This is a genomic window from Gaetbulibacter aestuarii, from assembly GCF_039537665.1.
Lineage (GTDB): Bacteria > Bacteroidota > Bacteroidia > Flavobacteriales > Flavobacteriaceae > Gaetbulibacter_A > Gaetbulibacter_A aestuarii.
In genome coordinates this window covers 270845-290244 of sequence record NZ_BAABAY010000007.1, presented here as the reverse complement: position 1 = coordinate 290244, position 19400 = coordinate 270845, and the positions used below count along the sequence as shown (strand labels likewise).

20 protein-coding genes are annotated in these 19400 nt (G+C 34.9%); 18 read left to right on the top strand and 2 right to left on the bottom strand.

Annotated elements, in window-relative coordinates; translation table 11 throughout:
* The first annotated feature begins 11 nt into the window (after positions 1–11).
* The 5 genes from ABD682_RS14315 to ABD682_RS14295 all read left to right on the top strand — a co-directional run bounded on the left by ABD682_RS14315 (position 12) and on the right by ABD682_RS14295 (position 5133).
* Positions 12–503 (top strand): GNAT family N-acetyltransferase, encoded by a 492-nt coding sequence (locus ABD682_RS14315; RefSeq protein WP_344742277.1) that lies wholly within the window; start codon positions 12–14, stop codon positions 501–503.
* Positions 500–1354, top strand: coding sequence for a peptide chain release factor N(5)-glutamine methyltransferase (gene prmC / locus ABD682_RS14310; protein ID WP_344742275.1), 855 nt, complete (start codon positions 500–502; stop codon positions 1352–1354). Before ABD682_RS14315 ends, prmC begins: the two co-directional genes overlap by 4 nt.
* Positions 1355–3349 carry an NAD-dependent DNA ligase LigA gene (gene ligA / locus ABD682_RS14305; protein ID WP_344742273.1) on the top strand — a complete coding sequence of 665 codons (1995 nt, stop codon included), beginning with the start codon at positions 1355–1357 and terminating at the stop codon, positions 3347–3349.
* Between the two features lie 162 nt (positions 3350–3511).
* A complete protein-coding gene (locus ABD682_RS14300) occupies positions 3512–4255 on the top strand; it encodes an LTA synthase family protein (RefSeq protein ID WP_344742271.1) in 744 nt (247 codons plus the stop codon).
* 161 nt (positions 4256–4416) lie between these two features.
* Positions 4417–5133, top strand: a complete 717-nt coding sequence (locus ABD682_RS14295; protein WP_344742270.1) for a hypothetical protein — start codon at positions 4417–4419, stop codon at positions 5131–5133.
* Between the two features lie 41 nt (positions 5134–5174).
* Here the strand turns inward: ABD682_RS14295 and ABD682_RS14290 are convergent, their stop codons facing one another.
* Together ABD682_RS14290 and ABD682_RS14285 are read right to left on the bottom strand one after the other, a co-directional pair.
* Positions 5175–6089, bottom strand: a complete 915-nt coding sequence (locus ABD682_RS14290; RefSeq protein ID WP_344742269.1) for a bifunctional metallophosphatase/5'-nucleotidase — start codon at positions 6087–6089, stop codon at positions 5175–5177.
* A 3-nt stretch (positions 6090–6092) separates the two neighbouring features.
* Complete coding sequence (locus ABD682_RS14285; RefSeq protein WP_344742268.1) at positions 6093–6851, bottom strand: 5'-nucleotidase C-terminal domain-containing protein; 759 nt, start codon at positions 6849–6851, stop codon at positions 6093–6095.
* Between the two features lie 58 nt (positions 6852–6909).
* On the opposite strand from ABD682_RS14285, the gene ABD682_RS14280 reads away from it, so the two are divergent.
* The 13 genes from ABD682_RS14280 to ABD682_RS14220 all read left to right on the top strand — a co-directional run bounded on the left by ABD682_RS14280 (position 6910) and on the right by ABD682_RS14220 (position 19382).
* Positions 6910–7437: a DUF6913 domain-containing protein gene (locus ABD682_RS14280; RefSeq protein WP_344742266.1), complete on the top strand. Its 528-nt coding sequence runs from the start codon at positions 6910–6912 to the stop codon at positions 7435–7437.
* A complete protein-coding gene (gene dapA, locus ABD682_RS14275) occupies positions 7430–8311 on the top strand; it encodes a 4-hydroxy-tetrahydrodipicolinate synthase (protein ID WP_344742264.1) in 882 nt (293 codons plus the stop codon). Before ABD682_RS14280 ends, dapA begins: the two co-directional genes overlap by 8 nt.
* Positions 8312–8427: 116 nt before the next feature.
* Positions 8428–9234 carry an outer membrane protein assembly factor BamD gene (locus ABD682_RS14270; RefSeq protein WP_344742262.1) on the top strand — a complete coding sequence of 269 codons (807 nt, stop codon included), beginning with the start codon at positions 8428–8430 and terminating at the stop codon, positions 9232–9234.
* 4 nt (positions 9235–9238) lie between these two features.
* Positions 9239–9568 carry a DNA-directed RNA polymerase subunit omega gene (locus ABD682_RS14265; RefSeq protein WP_344742261.1) on the top strand — a complete coding sequence of 110 codons (330 nt, stop codon included), beginning with the start codon at positions 9239–9241 and terminating at the stop codon, positions 9566–9568.
* Positions 9569–9741: 173 nt separating this feature from the next.
* Entirely contained in the window at positions 9742–10953 is a 1212-nt protein-coding gene (gene coaBC / locus ABD682_RS14260) for a bifunctional phosphopantothenoylcysteine decarboxylase/phosphopantothenate--cysteine ligase CoaBC (protein WP_344742260.1), read from the top strand.
* The gene (gene porD, locus ABD682_RS14255) at positions 10946–11833 is read left to right on the top strand and encodes a type IX secretion system protein PorD (protein ID WP_344742259.1); all 888 of its coding nucleotides are present in this window, start codon (positions 10946–10948) and stop codon (positions 11831–11833) included. The genes coaBC and porD overlap by 8 nt, the downstream gene beginning before the upstream one ends.
* A 21-nt stretch (positions 11834–11854) precedes the next feature.
* Positions 11855–13507: a DNA repair protein RecN gene (gene recN, locus ABD682_RS14250; protein WP_344742258.1), complete on the top strand. Its 1653-nt coding sequence runs from the start codon at positions 11855–11857 to the stop codon at positions 13505–13507.
* Positions 13508–13598: 91 nt separating this feature from the next.
* Entirely contained in the window at positions 13599–14417 is an 819-nt protein-coding gene (locus tag ABD682_RS14245) for an enoyl-ACP reductase FabI (protein WP_344742257.1), read from the top strand.
* A gap of 62 nt (positions 14418–14479) precedes the next feature.
* The gene (locus ABD682_RS14240; protein ID WP_344742255.1) at positions 14480–15481 is read left to right on the top strand and encodes a glycosyltransferase family 2 protein; all 1002 of its coding nucleotides are present in this window, start codon (positions 14480–14482) and stop codon (positions 15479–15481) included.
* A 2-nt stretch (positions 15482–15483) separates the two neighbouring features.
* The gene (locus tag ABD682_RS14235; RefSeq protein WP_344742316.1) at positions 15484–16443 is read left to right on the top strand and encodes a CdaR family protein; all 960 of its coding nucleotides are present in this window, start codon (positions 15484–15486) and stop codon (positions 16441–16443) included.
* Positions 16440–17024, top strand: a complete 585-nt coding sequence (coaE, locus tag ABD682_RS14230; RefSeq protein WP_344742253.1) for a dephospho-CoA kinase — start codon at positions 16440–16442, stop codon at positions 17022–17024. The genes ABD682_RS14235 and coaE overlap by 4 nt, the downstream gene beginning before the upstream one ends.
* Positions 17025–17100: 76 nt before the next feature.
* Positions 17101–18675 carry a sensor histidine kinase gene (locus ABD682_RS14225; RefSeq protein ID WP_344742251.1) on the top strand — a complete coding sequence of 525 codons (1575 nt, stop codon included), beginning with the start codon at positions 17101–17103 and terminating at the stop codon, positions 18673–18675.
* Between the two features lie 2 nt (positions 18676–18677).
* Entirely contained in the window at positions 18678–19382 is a 705-nt protein-coding gene (locus ABD682_RS14220; protein WP_344742250.1) for a response regulator transcription factor, read from the top strand.
* Positions 19383–19400 lie beyond the last annotated feature (18 nt).

The window sequence follows — 19400 nt, the reverse complement described above, 5'->3', positions numbered from 1 at the left end:
AAGATTAAAAAATGGCTAAAAGCAAAATTGCTATTAGAGAGATTCAAGCAATTGATAATCAGGCGATAGAGCAGGTTATTCGGGGTTGTTTTCACGAATTTAAAATCCCTCTGGAAGGGACAGCTTATGCAGATCCCGAAACCAAAAAGATGTTTGAGTCCTATAAAAATGATAACGAAGTCTATTTTGTAATTGAAGATGACGGAGAAGTTCTCGGTGGCGCAGGAATAAAACCACTTTCTAAAGGTGATCAGGAAACCTGCGAACTTCAAAAAATGTATTTTTCACCCAAGATTCGTGGGAAAGGCTGGGGCCATAAATTATTTGAAACTTGTCTGGACGCCGCCAAAAATCTAGGATATAAAACCTGTTACATAGAATCGGCTTCGCAATTAAAAGCGGCTATCCATATTTATGAAGCCCATGGCTTTGAACATCGGGATGGTCCGTTAGGGGATACAGGTCATTTTTCCTGTGGCATTTGGATGACAAAAAAACTATGACCTTTAAATCGATTAAACAAGAATTTCATGATGTATTAGATGCTATTTATGGCGCTGATGAGGTAGACAGTTTCTTTTATTTATTAACGGAGTTTTATTACCAGAAAACAAGATTACAAATCGCTCTCAGACCTGATGACGTTTTGGAAACGCCTCAAAAACTTCAAAAAGCATTACAGCAGTTGCGGGCGGAAAAACCGATTCAATATATTATAGGTGAAACGGAGTTTTTTGGGTTACCATTCAAAGTGAATTCTGATGTATTGATACCAAGACCTGAAACTGAAGAATTGGTTCAGTGGATATTAAATCACGAGGACGCTTCAGAACCATTACAAATATTAGATGTGGGTACCGGAAGTGGCTGTATTGCTGTTGCGTTGGCAAAAAACCTCCCGAATTCTCAGGTTTTTGCCTTAGATATTAGTACCCAAGCTTTGAGCGTAGCTCAGAAGAATGCAGAATTGAATTTGGTTAAGGTCAATTTTATAGATACTGATATTTTAGACATCGAATCTACTTCAGCACTTTTTCAGCAAAAATTTGATATCATTGTGTCTAATCCGCCTTACGTTCGGAAAAAAGAAAAGACCAGCATGGCTTCAAATGTTTTGGATAACGAACCGCATTTGGCGTTATTTGTAGAAGATGAGGATCCGTTATTATTTTACAGAGCGATTTGCCGGTTTTCTAAAATTCATTTAAAACCAAAAGGCCGCTTGTTTTTCGAAATCAATGAGTTTTTAGGAAACCAAATGATTCAATTATTAACCAGTGAAGGATTCCATGATATTCAATTAAAACAGGATATTTTTAAAAAAGATAGAATGATTAAAGCGATATATAATTAAATGAGTACCGTTAAAGACCAAATTGAAGCCCTTCGCAAAGAACTTCGGGAGCATAATTACAATTATTATGTTTTAGATAATCCAACGATCACCGATTATGAGTTCGATATCAAATTAAAAATGCTTCAGGAACTTGAAGCAAAACATCCTGAATTTTTCGATCCTAATTCACCCAGCCAGCGGGTTGGTGGTGCAGTTACCAAGAATTTTGAAACGGTAGTTCATGAGCATCGCATGTATTCTCTGGATAATTCATATTCTAAAGAGGATCTCTTAGATTGGGAGGTTCGAATCAAGAAAATTATTGAATCCGAGGTGCAATACACCTGTGAATTGAAGTATGACGGAGCTTCCATTTGTTTAACCTATGAACATGGTAAATTAGTTAAAGCAGTAACACGAGGTGACGGATTTCAAGGTGATGATGTTACAGCAAATGTAAAAACCATCCGAACAGTTCCACTACATTTAAAAGGTGATTATCCCGAAAAATTTGAAATTCGAGGTGAAATTATTTTGCCTTTTGAAGGGTTTAATAAAATGAATGAAGAACGGATAGAAATAGGTGAGGAGCCTTACAGAAATCCTAGAAATACAGCTTCAGGAAGCTTAAAATTACAGGACAGCGCGGAGGTTGCCAAACGACCTTTAGAGTGTTTACTTTATAATATTATTGGTTCGCATTTAGGATTAAAATCCCAGTATGAAAGTTTAGAAAAGGCCCGTGAATGGGGTTTTAAAGTTCCCGATGCCGCAAGATTGGTTAATTCCATGGATGCTGTTTTTGAATTTATAGATCATTGGGATGAAGCTAGAAGGGATTTACCTTTTGAAACCGACGGGGTTGTGGTTAAAGTAAATAGTTTAGCGCAACAGGAGGAATTAGGTTATACCGCTAAATCCCCGCGTTGGGCCATGGCGTACAAGTTTAAAGCAGAACAAGTTTCAACTGTTTTGAAAAGTATTTCCTATCAGGTAGGGCGCACAGGAGCAATAACACCGGTGGCTAATTTAGAACCAGTGGAACTGGCGGGAACTACGGTGAAACGTGCTTCACTTCATAATGCCGATCAAATTGAAAAATTGGATATACGTGTTGGCGATACAGTGTATGTGGAAAAAGGCGGGGAGATCATTCCGAAAATTTTAGGAGTCGATTTATCTAAACGACCTCAAGATTCAGAACCTACCCATTTTATCACGCATTGTCCGGAATGTCATACCGAATTGGTACGTCAGGAGGGCGAAGCACAACATTACTGTCCGAATTACAACGGTTGTAAACCACAGATAATTGGTCGGATACAACATTATATTTCCCGAAAAGCCATGGATATTGAAGGTCTTGGCGGTGAAACAGTGGCATTATTGGTCAATGAAGGGCTCATTACTAATTATTCCGATCTGTATGGTCTAACAAAAGAGCAGATCATTCCTTTAGAACGGATGGCAGATAAAAGTGCTGAAAATATGGTTAAAGGTATTGAAGCTTCAAAGGAAGTTCCTTTTGAGCGCGTACTTTATGCTTTGGGTATTCGTTATGTAGGAGAAACAGTGGCTAAGAAATTGGCCAAACACTACAAAAATATTGATGCTTTAATGGACGCCTCAGAAGACGAATTGATCAACGTTGATGAAATAGGCAGTAAGATTGCCTCCAGTGTCGTAGCTTTTTTTGATAAGGAAGAAAACCTCAATATCATTAATAATCTTAAAGAAATTGGAGTGCAATTAGCCCTTTCTGCCGAAGATCTGGCAGCACAAACAGATAAATTGAAAGGAGATATTGTTGTAATATCCGGGGTTTTTGAAACTGTTTCCCGACCAGAATTAAAAAAATTGATCGAAGATAACGGCGGAAAAGTAAGTAGTTCCATATCTTCTAAAACCAGTTACATCGTAGCCGGAGCTAATATGGGGCCGAGCAAGAAGGAAAAGGCTGAAAAACTAAATATTCTCTTGTTGAGTGAGTATGAATTTCTAGAAAAAATTTAAAAAATATTGAGGCGAGAGTTGGTGATATTTATTTTTTATCGATTAAGAAATTAATTTCAACTTAAAAAATTAGCATTTAAGGACATAATTAAGAGACACAGAAAAAAAAACTATTTTTTTTCGTTACATTTCGAAAAAAAGTAAAATTTTAAAAAATTGCTTATGAAGTCCATTTCTTTATTTTTTATAGGGTTATTTATTCTATCCGTTGTTTTATATTTCATGCTGGTTTCCTTTGATGTTCGAGCTGGAATGAAAGTAGTTTATTTAACTGCTCCTGTTATTGGATTTTTTTATTTTTTATTTCTTAAGAAAAAATCCTTGTATTTCAACATTTTTATGATTTGTTGCATGGTCGCAAACTTTTTGTCGTACTGGGATTATTCCGTGATTTTTGGTATCTATTTGCGTTCATTTATTGTAGAGCGGCACAATTATTTAATCACAAATAGTCTTCTGGCCGTTGGTTACATTTCTTTAATTTATTTGATTTCTTCTAAAATTAGTTTTAAGTTGATTTGGAAAAATTTTAAGCTTCCATTATTTGTTTTAACCGCACTTGGCACTTATATAATTTATGTATTTGTCAACTCTGTGAGAATTGCTGATTTCACCATGTTTTTATTTGATCTTATATATAATCTATCATTACTGATTTTATTCACTTTAGCCTTAATAAATTTTTTATATTGGAATGACAAAAAGTCTTTTTATTTCTTTTTAGGCTGTTTACTTATTGTATTTCAGGATGTTTTAGGTATAGTATACGCTTATTTAAGTCGTGAAATGATTTATGCTTTGATATGGATTTCATTTAGTTTAGGGTCGTATTATTTTTTTCTTATGCAAACAAATATGAAATCAAAAAAACGATCGGCCTACCCGGAGGAAGAAGAAGAGTATTAATTATATTTAAAAATCCATTAATATCGTAAGGTAAAACTGTCTAAAATTGTAGGTAAAATGTATTTAAATCCGATAAAAAGATAAAAAAAAACGATAAAAAGCATTTTTTTGTCGATTAATTGCAAAATTTATTTTATGTTTGCTAAGGTTATTTGTTAGCTATGTCACTCAAATCTAAATTTTTAGTAGCGTTAATCGTTTTTATCTATCTTCTTTTTATCTCTTTTGATTTAGGGGAACATGGCGATTATGCTCATTTGACTGCAAGTTTTATTCTTCCTTTAATTGCCATATTATATACTATTTCAGTCAAGAAGAAAACTTTATTTTTTTCCTTGTTTGTTTATTGTTTTGCCATGTCGGATTTCGCTTCGTTATTCAGTGGGATCATGCCTAATAATTTAGATTACTACTTAGGAAATGCGCTTTATATTATTGCTTATGCCTGTTTGTTAATTGAAATTTTGAATTCTATTAATTTCAGAAGTGTTTGGCAAAATTTCAGATTTCACCTTTTTGTTTTGGCGTTTTTTAGTTTTTATGCGCTTTACGAGTTACAGGATATTATAATTAGATCATCTTCCGCGAACCTTTTCTTTGAATTTTTTTATAATGGAATTTTAGTTTCGTTGTTGTGTTCTGCAATAATTAATTATTTCTACAGGGATGATAAGAAATCGATGTACCTGCTTATCGGTTCTGTACTACTTATCTCTTATGAGGTTATTGGTATTGCCTATTTGTACTTGACCAAAAAATGTATTTTAAATGTTATTTCAACAACATTTTTAATTCTGGCTTTCTATTTTCTTTATCAACAGGCCAGGATGAAATATTCCAATAAAAAACAATCGAATTACATCATTAATAATTCTTAGGAAGTTCCTAATTTTTGAAAACCTGCTTTAAAGACTTCGTTTTAAACTATTATGGTAGTGCCGTCTGCGGCTGTTTTCATTTGGTCATCAAAATAAAAATCAATACGTCCTAAATTAACACCATAACAACCCACCTGGTTGATTAACATATTTTTTCCTTCACTGTTTTTAGTAACTGTGGGTTTTTTTAAAAAGGTATGTGTGTGTCCACCAATAATGAGGTCGATATCCTTCGTTTTTGCCGCTAAATTCAGATCTGATACCCGATCAGGATTATTTTTGTAGTAGTAGCCAAGATGCGATAAGCAAATAATAAGATCGCAGTTTTCATTTTCTTTCAAAATGCGTGTCATATCCTGGGCAATTTCAACCGGATCAAGGTATTGAGTTTCTTTGTAATTTATTTTATTTACAAGACCTTCAAAGGCAACACCCAAACCAAATACACCTACCTTAATCCCATCTTTTATAAAAATGGTGTAGGGCTTAGTATGACCTTCCATAATGGTATTCTTAAAATCGTAATTGGCAGAAACAAAGGGAAATTGAGCGTTTGGTAATTGAGCTAATAATCCTTCTAAACCATTATCAAAATCATGATTTCCCAAGGTAGCGGCATCATATTTCAGCTTACTCATTAAGGTGAATTCCAGTTCCCCGCCGTAATAATTAAAATAAGGCGTACCTTGAAAAATATCTCCGGCGTCAAGCAATAAGTTATTTGGGTTTTCTTTTCGAATATTTTCAATTAAAGTGGCTCGTCTGGCAACACCTCCCAACTTGGAAAATCTGCCTTCATTTGGTCCGAATGGATCAATATGACTATGCACATCATTCGTATGAAGAATTGTAAGGTGTTTTTTATAGTTGGAAGTAAAAGATTGAAGGCCTAGTCCTCCAAGCCCTAATGCCGCAGTTCCTACAGCAGTTTTCTGAATAAATGATCTGCGTTTCATAACTTATTTAATTTGAATGAATCGATCGTCTCTTTTCGGATTGATGGTGTCTTTTTTAATAAAATAATCAATTAAAGCATTTCTTATTTTATAATTCAACAAAGTCGACCCTTCATTATCTTTAAAGAAATCCATATTGTCACCACCATGAAATAAATAATCACTTGTGGCTACATAATAGGTTTTGTTTGCATCAATTGGATTATTATTAATTGTAGCATTAACCAGTTTGAAATCGGCATCCATGCTTAATTTCAAACCTGAAATTGGATGCGCTGCCTTGGCTTTTAATAAATAATGCATGAGATCTTTTATTGCTGAACCTTTCATAGTTACAACCATAATGCTGTTTTCAAAAGGCATAATTTCATAGGCTGTGCGCTTACTTACATTCCCTTTAGGTAGTAAACCACGAATACCACCGTAATTCAATAAAACGGCATCAATTTTATGGCCGGTACGTCTTTCAAAAACCGGACTGGCTTGTTCGTACACGGCATCGGCCATCAAGTTACCTATAGCCGTATTGAATTCGCCATCAGACTTAGACAAGGTATTAGGGGCATACGCCAGAGTGCTATCCAAATCTGCTTTTATACCTTCTCTAAAGGGCTTTACATAGGCCTCAATAGAGGGGTCTCCAATAATACTATCTGCAACAGGAATTTGTTTACCTTCAATACGAGAAACTCCTAGGGGCTTATCTTTGCAACCGAAAAAAGTTGTGATAAACAACAAAAAAATAAAATGTGTTAAGCGCATAACGAAACGGCGTTTTTGAGTATACTTTTGCTACCTTTGCGAAAAGGCTTAAAGATACATGATTTTTAAAGGTTTTAAAGAAAAATCCAATCAAAAGTATTTAAACAAATTGTTAACTTCTCGTGCTCAGCAGGTTTCTAATACCCCTGTTAAGAGCTTAGGCGTTATTGCCTATTTAAAGGATTTTAATTATTTGAGTGCTTTTGAAAATTTAGCTCAGGAACTTCATATCAGACCTAATCGTTTAGAGGTTATTTCATTTACACTTGAAGATAAAAGCAATTTGAATACCTGGGATAAATGTTTTAATCCGGACGACTTCGGAAGAAAGGGTGTCATTAAAAATGTTGAGTTAGAGAGTTTTTTAAATAAAAAGTTCGATGCACTTGTTAGTTTTTACGAAACGGATATTTTAGAATTAAAGCTTTTAACAGCGCTTTCTAAAGCTGATTTTAAAATAGGATTATTTCAACCCGATGAGCGTCTGAATGATTTGATTATTAAAACCAGCGTCAAAAAATTTGATGTTTTTAAAGCTGAAGTTGTAAAATACTTAACCATACTAAACAAAATTGAACATGACTAATAGTAGGTTTTTAGGAACTGGGGTTGCTCTGGTAACACCCTTTAAATCTGATCTAAGTGTAGATCACGAGGCACTTGCGGCCATTGTGAATTTTAATATAGAAAATGGTACCGACTATCTTGTTATTTGTGGTACCACCGGTGAGAGTGCTACCTTAAATAGAGAAGAAAAGCAAGCCGTTGTAAAAACCATTGTTGAAACAAATAAGAAACGTGTACCCTTAGTTTTGGGTATAGGTGGTAATAACACAACGAGTGTTTTGGATGAAATTTCCAATACGGATCTAAGCGAAATAGATGCTATTTTGTCCGTTTGCCCATATTACAGTAAACCTACACAGGAAGGACTTTACCAACATTTTAAAGCTATTTCTGAAGCCTCGCCAATTGATATTATTTTGTACAATGTTCCGGGGCGTACTTCAAAGAATATGGAGCCGGGTACAACAATTCGTTTGGCCAATGATTTCGATAATATTATTGGCGTGAAAGAAGCCGGAAATAATGTAGCGCAATACCTGGAATTGCTAAAAAGCAAACCTGATGATTTCCTGATTATATCCGGCGACGATGATCTGGCTCTAGGCATTGTTTTAGCTGGTGGAGCAGGGGTTATTTCGGTTATTGGACAGGCATTTCCTAAAGAATTTTCAAACATGATTCATCTGGGTTTAGGGGGACATGCCAAGCAGGCCTATGCGATTCATTTTAAAATGATGGATATTATTGGTTATATTTTTGAAGAAAACAATCCTGCCGGTATTAAAGCTGTTTTTGAAGCGCTTGAATTATGTCAGGATACCGTCCGGTTACCTTTGGTACCTGCTTCAGATGGACTTAAAGCAAAAATTAAGGAATTTGTAAAATCCTTTTAGGGTGTTAAATTATACTTAAACCCTCTTGTAACCCAAGTTTTAGCCTTTACATTAGCTTCGAAATTATATTTTTTAAATCCATATTATTAACTTAATTTTGCAGCCTGTTTATTTTTATGAAGAACTTTATTTATATAGCACTTGTAGCGACACTTTTTGCGAGTTGCAGCGAATACCAAAAAGCACTGAAATCTGAAGATACAGCGTTTAAGTACAAATTAGGTGATTCGTTGTACAGTCAGGGTAAGTATGAAAAAGCGAATAAACTATTCGCTCAGATTGTACCAGCCTACAGAGGAAAGCCGCAAGCCGAAAAATTGATGTATTTGTATTGTAAAACCTTTTATGAAATGAAGGATTATTACATTGCAGGCTACCAGTTTGAACGTTTTGCATCAAGTTACCCAAAAAGTGAAAAAGCTGCAGAAGCTTCTTTTTTGAGTGCCAAGAGCTATTATATGTTATCGCCGCGATACACTAAAGATCAAAAAGAAACAAACGAAGCTATTGATAAGCTTCAGGCATTTATAGACTCTTATCCTGAATCAGAAAATGTATCTGAAGCAAATACCTTAATGAAAGAGCTAGAATTCAAATTGGAAGAAAAGGCCTTTGCAATTGCGAAACAGTATAATACCATTTCTGATTATAAAGCATCTATAAAATCGTTTGATAATTTCTTGTTTGATTTCCCGGGTTCTTCCTTGCGTGAAGATGCCTTGTTCTATCGTTTGGATTCTGCTTATAAGCTAGCCATGAATAGTGTGGAAAGTAAAAAGCAAGAACGTCTTGAAAAAGCCAAAGAATACTATACGAACTTTAAAAAGTCCTTTGTAAATTCTAAACATATTATTGAAGCTGATGGCATGGCTTCAGACCTGGATAAAGAATTAGAGAATTACAGCAATACGTTAAATAATTAATAACATGGATTTAAAGAAAATTAATGCTCCTGTAAATACGGTAACGTATGACAGAAATCAAATTGACCAGCCAACAGGCAATATTTATGAGTCAATTTCCATTATTGCTAAGCGTGCAGAGCAAATCAATACAGAGATCAAAAAAGAATTGATTGAAAAATTGGAAGAATTTGCTACTTATAACGACAGCCTTGAAGAAATCTTCGAAAATAAGGAGCAGATCGAGGTATCTAAATTTTACGAAAAATTACCGAAACCTCATGCGTTGGCCATTCACGAATGGTTGACTGATAAAATTTATTTTAGAAATACTGAAGAGGATAATCAGGAGTAGATTCTAAAATGTCTCAAATTCACAAAAAGTAGCTTTTTGGGAGAATTTAGCGCATTTTTTTACTTTTATCAAGGCATAAATTTTCAGGCATAGTAAAAAAGTTACAGTTGTTAATTTAACCCTTTAAGAAGCAAAAAAATCAAGTTAAGTTTTATTCTAAAAAGCTATTTTTTATGAGTATTCTAAGCGGAAAACATATACTTTTAGGAATAACAGCTGGTATAGCCGCTTACAAGACTGCTACACTCGTTAGGCTTTTTATTAAAGCTGGTGCTCAGGTTAGAGTCGTAATGACGCCTGCCTCTAAAGACTTCGTTACACCGCTTACCCTTTCAACATTATCAAAGCATCCTGTAGTATCATCATTCACACACGAGGAAGATGATAATGCCGTATGGAACAACCACGTTGAACTTGGGCTTTGGGCCGATTTATTTGTGATTGCTCCGGCGACTGCAAATACCTTATCCAAAATGGCGCATGGTACCAGTGATAATATTTTGTTGGCTACGTATCTTTCTGCTAAATGTCCGGTTTATTTCGCACCTGCGATGGATCTCGATATGTACAAGCATCCTTCAACTCTGGAATCATTCCAAACCTTAAAATCCTTTGGGAATATTATGATTCCTGCTACGAGTGGCGAATTGGCAAGTGGTTTAGTAGGCGAGGGGCGTATGGCAGAGTCGGAAGATATTGTTGCCTTTATTGAAGCGGATATTCTTAAAAAACTTCCGCTTCGCGGGAAAAAAGTCCTTATTACTGCTGGTCCAACCTATGAAGCTATCGATCCCGTTCGATTCATTGGAAATCATTCCAGTGGTAAAATGGGATTCGAAATAGCCAAAACAACTGCAAACCTTGGTGCTGAGGTAATTTTGATATCCGGACCTACACACCAAAAGGCTGATCATAGTTTAATAAATCTGGTGCAGGTTACCAGTGCTCAAGATATGTATGATGCGGTTCATAAATACTATTCCAATGTGGATATTGCCATATTATCTGCGGCTGTGGCCGATTTTAAACCAAAAGAAATTGCCAATCAGAAAATAAAAAAGACTACATCTGCGTTAACCTTAGAACTGGAAAAAACTCAGGATATTCTGGCATCTTTAGGAGCTTCTAAAAAACATCAATACCTGGTTGGTTTTGCTTTGGAGACAAACAATGAACTCGAACATGCAAAAGAAAAGTTGGATCGTAAAAATTTAGACTTAATTGTATTAAATTCGTTAAACGATCCGGGCGCAGGTTTTCAAGGAGATACCAATAAAGTGACATTAATTGACAAGGCCGGGAATATTAAAACCTTTGAGCTAAAACCGAAATCGGAAGTAGCCAAAGATATTTTAAACAAAATTTTAGACGATTTAAATGCGTAATATTTTTTTACTTCTTACTTGTTGTTTTTTTTGGATGTCTCAGGCACAGGAACTGAACTGTAAAGTAGTTGTAAATGCTCAGCAAACCGGAAACGAGAACTTCCCGATTTTTAAAACTCTTGAGAAACAACTCAATGAGTTTATTAATAACACAAAATGGACGAATAAAACATTTTTGCCTCAGGAACGTATTGATTGTACCATGTTCATCAATATAAAAAATTATAGTGGTGAAAATTTTCAAGGTTCTCTTCAGGTACAATCTTCCAGACCGGTTTATGGTTCTACATTTAACACGCCGGTATACAATTTTAATGATAACGATTTCAATTTTCGTTATTTAGAATTTCAGAATTTAATTTACAGTCCTACTCAATTTCAGTCCAATTTGGTGTCCATGATCGCTTTTCATATCAATATCATGCTAGCTCTGGATGCGGATTCATTTGCTCCTAATGGCGGAACGCCTTATTTAACGCAGGCTCAGATCATCACCAATTATTCACAACAAAGTAATTTTAAGGGCTGGAAAGTTGAAGATGGTTTACAAAGCAGGTTTATTCTCATCGATAACCTATTGTCGCCAACCTTCAAAGAATATCGTGATGTGATTTATGAATATCATCGAAAAGGCCTTGATGTTATGAGCAGCAACACCAAAGAAGGTAAAGAACAAATAGCTAAAAGTTTGCAGGAATTTAAAACTATGAACAGTCGTAGACCAAATTCCTTTTTACTTCGAACTTTTTTTGATGCCAAAGCCGATGAAATTCAACAAATATTTTCAGATGGCCCCCAGGTAAATGTGGCAGCATTAAAGGAAACTTTGCAAAAAATAGCGCCAACTTATAATAGTAAATGGCAAAAAATCAGCTTTTAATTACAAGTAATTTAACCCAATATGCTCAGTGCTCTCTCTATAAAAAATTATGCTTTGATCGACGATCTTCAGGTCGATTTTAACGATGGTTTTTCTATAATTACAGGAGAAACCGGAGCCGGTAAATCAATTTTACTAGGAGGTCTATCACTTATTTTAGGAAAACGAGCCGATTTAAGTAGTTTAAAAAATCCTGAGGAAAAGTGTATTATAGAAGCAGTTTTCAATATTAAAAATTACAATTTAGAAGATCTTTTTAAATCTGAAGACCTCGATTATGAAGCACAAACCATTATACGCAGAGAAATTTTACCATCCGGTAAATCCAGAGCTTTTGTAAATGATACTCCGGTAAACCTGAATAGTTTACAACTTTTGGGCGATAGGTTAGTGGATATTCATTCTCAGCATGAAACCTTACAGTTAACCCACGATGATTACCAATTTCAAGTTATCGATGCTTTGGCTAACAATAGTTCACTTTTGGAAAACTATAATCAGGAACTCGCCAAGTATAAAACCCTGAAAAAGGAGCTAAAGGATTTGGTTGCCTTTCAGGCGGAAGCTTTAAAAGAGCAGGATTACAACACATTTCTTTTAAACGAACTTATTGATGCCAATTTAATTGAAGGAGAATTGGAATCCCTGGAGGAGGAATACGAAACCCTCAATAATATGGAGGTTATCAAGGAAAAGTTGGCTGAAGCGTATCAAGCTTTGGGTGATGAACAGGTTGGTATTTTAAGCGGTTTAACAGCCTTAAAAAATACCTTACAGAGACTGAGTCAGTATTCGTCAAAATATCAAGGTATTTTTGAGCGCGTGAATAGTAGTTTGATAGAATTGGATGATGTTTTTACTGAGGTGGATGATCTTCAGGAAGGTTTGGAAGCAGACCCCGGTCGTTTGGAAACGGTGGATGCAAAACTAAAAACCTTGCATAACCTGATGCAGAAGCATGTTGCTGAGAATGTTTCAGAACTTATAGCTATTCGCAATGAATTGGATGATAAAGTATTCGAAACTCAAAATTTGGATGACCGAATAGCCAAAAAGGAAACCGAGGTTCAAAACCAAAAAACAGCTTTGGACCAATTATCGGAAACGATTCATAATAACAGAGCGGCTGTAATTCCTCAGCTAAAAGAAAAATTAGAACGTATTTTAGCAGATTTGGGCATGCCCAATGCACAGTTTAAGATCGATGTATCATTAACCGATACTTTTTATGCAAATGGTAAAGATGATATTTCATTTTTATTTTCAGCAAACAAAGGAGGTAACTTTAATGCGCTTAAAAAGGCAGCATCCGGAGGAGAGTTATCGCGAATTATGTTGGCTATAAAATCTATTTTAGCACAATATATCCAACTTCCAACCATCATGTTTGATGAGATCGATACCGGGGTTTCAGGAGAAATATCGAATAAAATGGGAGATATTATGCTTGAAATGAGTAAACGTATGCAAGTATTTTCAATTACACATTTACCTCAAATTGCTGCAAAAGGTCATTCTCATTTTAAAGTTTATAAAGCCGATGTGAATGAGGTTACGCAAACCAATTTGGTAAAACTGAACCACGACGAGCGTATTGTGGAGATTGCTCAAATGCTTGGTGGCAAAGACATGTCGTCTTCTGCCATAGCCCATGCCAAGGAATTACTGAATTGAAAACCAACAAAAGCTTGAGTTTTAAAGCAGAAGTTTAGTATTTTTGATCTATGAATAAAAGACTAACCAAGATTTAAATAAACATTAAAAGATGTACAACTTATTAAAAGGAAAAAAAGGAATCATTTTTGGTGCATTGGATTCGAATTCTATTGCCTGGAAAACAGCAGAGCGTGTTCATGAAGAAGGCGGTAAATTTGTTTTAACGAATGCTCCTGTCGCTATGCGTATGGGACAAATCAATGAATTAGCTGAAAAAACAGGTTCTCAGGTGATTCCTGCCGACGCAACTAACCTTGAAGATCTTGAGAATTTGATAGAAAAATCTACGGAAATTCTTGGTGGGAAGATCGATTTTGTTTTACACTCTATCGGAATGTCTATCAATGTTCGTAAAGGACGCCATTATACCGATCAAAATTACGACTGGACTCAAAAGGGAACAGACGTATCAGCTATGTCTTTTCATAAGCTTATGCAAACCCTGTACAAAAAGGATGCGATGAACGAATGGGGAAGTATTGTAGCGCTAACTTATATGGCTGCACAACGTGTTTTTCCTGATTATAATGATATGGCTGACAATAAAGCCTACTTAGAGAGTATTGCACGTAGTTTTGGCTATTTCTTTGGTCGCGATAAGAAAGTAAGAGTAAACACCATTTCTCAATCACCAACACCTACCACAGCTGGTAGTGGAGTTAAAGGTTTTGATGGATTTATTGCTTATGCGGAAAAAATGTCGCCATTAGGAAACGCAACAGCTTTAGATTGCGCCAATTATACGGTAACCTTGTTTAGTGACCTTACCAAGCGTGTTACCCTGCAAAATCTTTATAATGATGGCGGATTCAGTAATATGGGTGTAAGTGATGCCGTGATGGCAACATTTACCGGAGAAGAGGAATAATATCAAATCATAATATGTTTAAGCCACCGTTTTAGCGGTGGCTTTTTTGTTACTTTTGTGATATGGATTTACAGCTGTCTTTTATTATTCCGGTATACAACAGGCCTCAGGAAGTGGAGGAGCTTTTGGAGAGCTTTACCAAACTTGAAACACAATCGAAGTTCGAGGTTGTTATTGTTGAAGACGGCTCTACCATTTCATCAGAAAATGTGGTTAAAACCTATAAATCACGACTGCATATTTCTTATTACTACAAGCCAAATTCTGGTCCCGGAGACTCCCGAAATTACGGTATGTCTAAAGCCCATGGCAATTACTTTATTATTTTAGATTCTGATTGTGTGCTACCATCGGATTATCTTCATCAGGCAGAAACTGCTTTAAAAAAAGAATATGTAGATTGTTTTGGCGGACCTGATGCTGCCCACGAAGGGTTCAGTAAATTACAGAAAGCCATAAATTTCTCGATGACCTCGCTTTTAACTACCGGTGGAATTCGGGGTGGTAAAAAAGGCGTAGGTAAATTTCAACCCAGAAGTTTCAATATGGGAATCTCAAAAAAAGCATTTGAAGCTACCGGTGGTTTTGGAAAAATTCATCCTGGCGAAGATCCTGATCTTTCCATTCGCTTGTGGAATAAAGGTTTTGAAACGACACTTTTTCCTAAAGCCAAAGTGTATCATAAACGTCGCATTTCATGGAAAAAATTTTATACTCAAGTGTACAAATTTGGCCAGGTTCGCGCCATTTTAAATCAATGGCATCCTGAAACAAAATCGCTCACCTATTGGTTTCCGGGTTTGTTTTCTGTTGGATTTATGATAGCCATTATTCTGTTATTCTTTGGAATAAATGAGCTGTTCTTACTTTATGTCATATATTTTATTTTAGCTTTTTTAACCGCATTGTGGAATACCAAAAGTTTAACTGTGGCTTTTATGAGTTTAATGGCCTTAAGCATTCAATTTTTTGGTTATGGATACGGGTTTTTAAAATCAACTTATTATATTCAGCTATTAAAAAAGGAACCGCAAACACAGTTTCCAAAACTATTTTTTAATTAGTGATGATCAAGAGGATAAAAACAAAAATCAGGGATTCAATAAAGAACAAGAAAATAAATGTTTTCATTTTATTTCTGATCTCCTCATTCGTTATTTTGTTGTTTAGTAAGTTATCGAAGCAATATACAAATACCATTGAGTTTGGTATTAATACGGTAAATGTTCCTCAAGAGGCTGTTATTTTGAATGATAGTAATCGAAATTTAAAATTAACATTAAAAACATACGGTTTTAAGTGGCTAAACTACTATTTAAATGAGCCGAAGATCAATATCGATTTCAGTAAAGACGTTGTTAAAAGAGATTCAACATTCATTTGGTCAAAATCAATGTCGTTTTTAACCAATACACAGTTTGATAAACAAGTACAGCTTTTGGCTATGACACCGGATACATTATATTTCAAATTTGATGTAAACGAAGTTAAAAAAGTAAATATCAATATTAATTCGGATATTAAATTCAGTTTGGGTTATGATCTGGAAAGCGCCCTGAAATCTAACCCTGATTCTATAACTGTGGTTGGGCCAAAATCACTTGTCGATACCATTTTAAATATCTCCACTGAAAAATTAACTTTGAAGGATATCAAGGCGAATATTGATCAGACCATAGCTCTAAAACTTCCAAAAAACCGAGATATTAAATTTTCACACAAGCAGGTTGATGTTCATGCCAAGGTGGGTAAATTTACAGAAGGTATGGTAAAAGTTCCTGTAAACTTGATCAATGTTCCGGATACATTGAAGATCAAATATTTTCCAAAGGTGGTTGTTGTATCGTATTATGTGAGTTTAACCAATTTTAATCAGGTTAAAGCTCAAGATTTTAAAGTGGTTTGTGATTTCAATAAGGTTACAAAAAATCAATCTGTTTTGATTCCTCAATTAATGGCTACAAGTGATTTGGTAAAAGATGCTAAAATCAATCAGAATCGCATAGAATTTATAGTTACAGAATGATTATTGTTGGGCTTACAGGAGGCATAGGAAGCGGTAAAACAACCGTAGCAAAAATGTTCAAAAAATTAGGCATTCCCGTATATATTGCAGATAAGGAAGCTAAAAAATTAATGCGTCGCTCCAAGGTTATCAAGCGTAAATTAATAGAATTATTTGGTGATGAAGCGTATAAAGAAGGCGAACTAAATAAACCCTTTATTGCCGACCGTATTTTTAACGATAAATCGTTACTTGATAAAATGAATGCCATTGTACATCCCAGAGTTGCGAAACATTTTAAACAATGGGTGGACAAGCAGGATGCTCCCTATGTTATCAAGGAAGTTGCTATTTTATTTGAAACCGGTGGCTATAAACAGTGTGATTTTGTAATTACCGTAACAGCGCCTAAAGGGATTAAAATGACACGTTTGATGCAGCGTGATGATACGTCTGAGAGTAAGATCGAGGCTATCATGAAAAATCAATGGACTGACGATAAACGCCTGAATTTCACAGATTTCAAAATTGAAAACATCAATTTAGAAGACACGAAATCGCAGGTTTTTGATATTCATCAGCAAATTCTACTAAAAATTTAGGTACCCTTCACCGAAGCATTTGTTAAGGTAAGGTTAAAAGCTAAATTTATAAATGTTAAAATGTTAATTTTGAGCAATGAGCAAACGCAAATTCTTCTTATTGATTGTTTTAATGAGTTTGTCTTTGATAGGAATTATTTCTATTCAAGCTTATTATATTAACAACTCGGTTAAGAACGAAAAAGATCGTTTCACTGACAATGTGAAAACGGCTTTGTATTATGTTTCGAATACGATTCAAAAACGGGAATATTCGGAATATGTATACAAATTGCAGGATCTGATTTCTAATAATGCTGTGGTTGATACAGCTTCCATCAGAAATCTTTATGTTGTTCAGGAGAATCAAGACTCCAAGGAAACCGTTGTGTATCGCTTGGGGAATTTGGAGGAAAACTATAAGTTTAGCTCACCGCTCTTTGACATCGGTTTAGATACCCTAAGTGTAAAACGTGTTTACAACGATAGGGAAACCAAAGTTTACAAGGACATTAGCAATAAAAAAGGTGATGCGGATTTAAGCACACAACAGAAACTATTGCTACTTGATAAAATTTCAAGCACAGACGAAATTTTATTTGAAGATGTTTATAAAGATCTGGCTCCAAGGCAACCAATAAGAAAGCGTGTTTCTGAAAATGAAATTAAGAATCTGTTGCAAAAAAAGCTTCATGATCTTGGTATAGATATCGACTTTCAATTTGCCATTTATGGTAATGATCTGGCTACCAAAGTGCAGAGTGATGACTTTGAATATGATAAAGCTTCGACTTTTTCCGTACCTATTTTTCAAAATCAAAACGACGGAAGTCCATATAAACTTTTGGTAAATTTCCCTGATGATAGTAAATTTATACTATCGAGTATCATAGGAATGATTTTAATGTCTGTTATTTTTACATCCATTATAATCATTGCCTACTCAAGCGCTCTTTATCAGTTGGTAAAACAACGGAAAATATCCGAGATCAAAACGGATTTTATTAACAACATGACGCACGAGTTCAAAACACCAATAGCAACTATAAATCTTGCTTTGGATTCTATTCGAAATCCAAAAATTATAGAAGATAAGGACAAAGTCATGCGTTATTTGAACATGATCAAGGAAGAGAATAAGCGCATGCATGCTCAAGTTGAAAATGTACTTCGGATATCTAAATTAGAAAAGAACGAACTTAATATTAGTAAGGATAGAGTAGAGTTGCACGACTTAATTTATGACGCTATTACGCATGTTGAGTTGATTGTAGAAGACCGGAAAGGCTATATTAAAACACATTTTGATGCCGAGCAATGTACGGTTTTAGCAAATGAAACTCATTTTACAAATGTGATTGTAAACATACTCGACAACGCTATTAAATATTCACCCAACGCTCCGAAAATTGATGTTTACACGGAAAATGTTGGAACTAATATTTTATTAAAAATAAAAGATCAGGGTAGTGGCATGAGTAAAGCCGCTGCCAAAAGGGTGTTCGAAAAATTTTATCGAGAACATACCGGAAATATACATAATGTTAAAGGTCATGGCTTAGGTTTAGCCTATGTAAAACGCATTGTTGATGACCATCAGGGTTATGTATCTGTTGAAAGTGAAAAAGACAAGGGAAGTATCTTTACTATTAGACTTCCTCTAATATCATAACTATGGAAGAGCAAAAGAAAAGAATTTTACTAGTAGAAGACGATCCTAATTTTGGAACCGTCCTTAAAGACTATTTGATCATGAATGACTATGAAGTTACGCATGCTAAAAATGGGATGGAAGGTTTTGAAAAATTCAAAAAAGATGATTTTGATTTATGCATATTGGATGTGATGATGCCATATAAGGACGGATTTACATTAGCTAAAGAAATCAGAGATAAAAACAGTGACGTTCCTATTGTATTCTTGACAGCAAAAACAATGAAAGAGGATGTTTTAAAAGGCTATAAGGTAGGCGCTGATGATTACCTGAACAAGCCTTTTGATAGTGAAGTGTTGTTGATGAAGATCAAAGCGATTATGCAGCGTAAGGCAACAGAATCAATCTCTGATAGTAAGCAATTCCAGTTTAAAATTGGAAAATTCGATCTAAACTCAAAATTACGTTTCTTAAGTTTCGATGGTGGAGAACCTGTAAAACTTTCACCTAAGGAAAATGAGTTATTAAGATTATTGGCGCTTCATGAAAATGATTTGATGCCACGTGAACTTGCCTTAACTAAAATCTGGCGTGATGATAATTATTTTACTTCACGAAGTATGGATGTTTATATTGCCAAACTGCGTAAGTATTTAAAACCTGATGATAAAGTGGAGATCCTTAATATACATGGCGAAGGATTCCGACTTGTAGTTAACGAATAAATTTTACCTGAATAAAAC

Coding starts and splice junctions, on each gene's coding strand:
- ligA (WP_344742273.1), top strand. CDS start 1,355: ATGAGTACCGTTAAAGACCAAATTGAAGCCCTTCGCAAAGAACTTCGG.
- recN (WP_344742258.1), top strand. CDS start 11,855: ATGCTCAGTGCTCTCTCTATAAAAAATTATGCTTTGATCGACGATCTT.
- ABD682_RS14285 (WP_344742268.1), bottom strand. CDS start 6,851: ATGCGCTTAACACATTTTATTTTTTTGTTGTTTATCACAACTTTTTTC.
- coaE (WP_344742253.1), top strand. CDS start 16,440: ATGATTATTGTTGGGCTTACAGGAGGCATAGGAAGCGGTAAAACAACC.
- ABD682_RS14270 (WP_344742262.1), top strand. CDS start 8,428: ATGAAGAACTTTATTTATATAGCACTTGTAGCGACACTTTTTGCGAGT.
- ABD682_RS14245 (WP_344742257.1), top strand. CDS start 13,599: ATGTACAACTTATTAAAAGGAAAAAAAGGAATCATTTTTGGTGCATTG.
- dapA (WP_344742264.1), top strand. CDS start 7,430: ATGACTAATAGTAGGTTTTTAGGAACTGGGGTTGCTCTGGTAACACCC.
- ABD682_RS14220 (WP_344742250.1), top strand. CDS start 18,678: ATGGAAGAGCAAAAGAAAAGAATTTTACTAGTAGAAGACGATCCTAAT.
- ABD682_RS14290 (WP_344742269.1), bottom strand. CDS start 6,089: ATGAAACGCAGATCATTTATTCAGAAAACTGCTGTAGGAACTGCGGCA.
- ABD682_RS14300 (WP_344742271.1), top strand. CDS start 3,512: ATGAAGTCCATTTCTTTATTTTTTATAGGGTTATTTATTCTATCCGTT.
- porD (WP_344742259.1), top strand. CDS start 10,946: ATGCGTAATATTTTTTTACTTCTTACTTGTTGTTTTTTTTGGATGTCT.
- ABD682_RS14280 (WP_344742266.1), top strand. CDS start 6,910: ATGATTTTTAAAGGTTTTAAAGAAAAATCCAATCAAAAGTATTTAAAC.
- ABD682_RS14315 (WP_344742277.1), top strand. CDS start 12: ATGGCTAAAAGCAAAATTGCTATTAGAGAGATTCAAGCAATTGATAAT.
- ABD682_RS14295 (WP_344742270.1), top strand. CDS start 4,417: ATGTCACTCAAATCTAAATTTTTAGTAGCGTTAATCGTTTTTATCTAT.
- coaBC (WP_344742260.1), top strand. CDS start 9,742: ATGAGTATTCTAAGCGGAAAACATATACTTTTAGGAATAACAGCTGGT.
- ABD682_RS14240 (WP_344742255.1), top strand. CDS start 14,480: ATGGATTTACAGCTGTCTTTTATTATTCCGGTATACAACAGGCCTCAG.
- ABD682_RS14235 (WP_344742316.1), top strand. CDS start 15,484: ATGATCAAGAGGATAAAAACAAAAATCAGGGATTCAATAAAGAACAAG.
- ABD682_RS14265 (WP_344742261.1), top strand. CDS start 9,239: ATGGATTTAAAGAAAATTAATGCTCCTGTAAATACGGTAACGTATGAC.
- ABD682_RS14225 (WP_344742251.1), top strand. CDS start 17,101: ATGAGCAAACGCAAATTCTTCTTATTGATTGTTTTAATGAGTTTGTCT.
- prmC (WP_344742275.1), top strand. CDS start 500: ATGACCTTTAAATCGATTAAACAAGAATTTCATGATGTATTAGATGCT.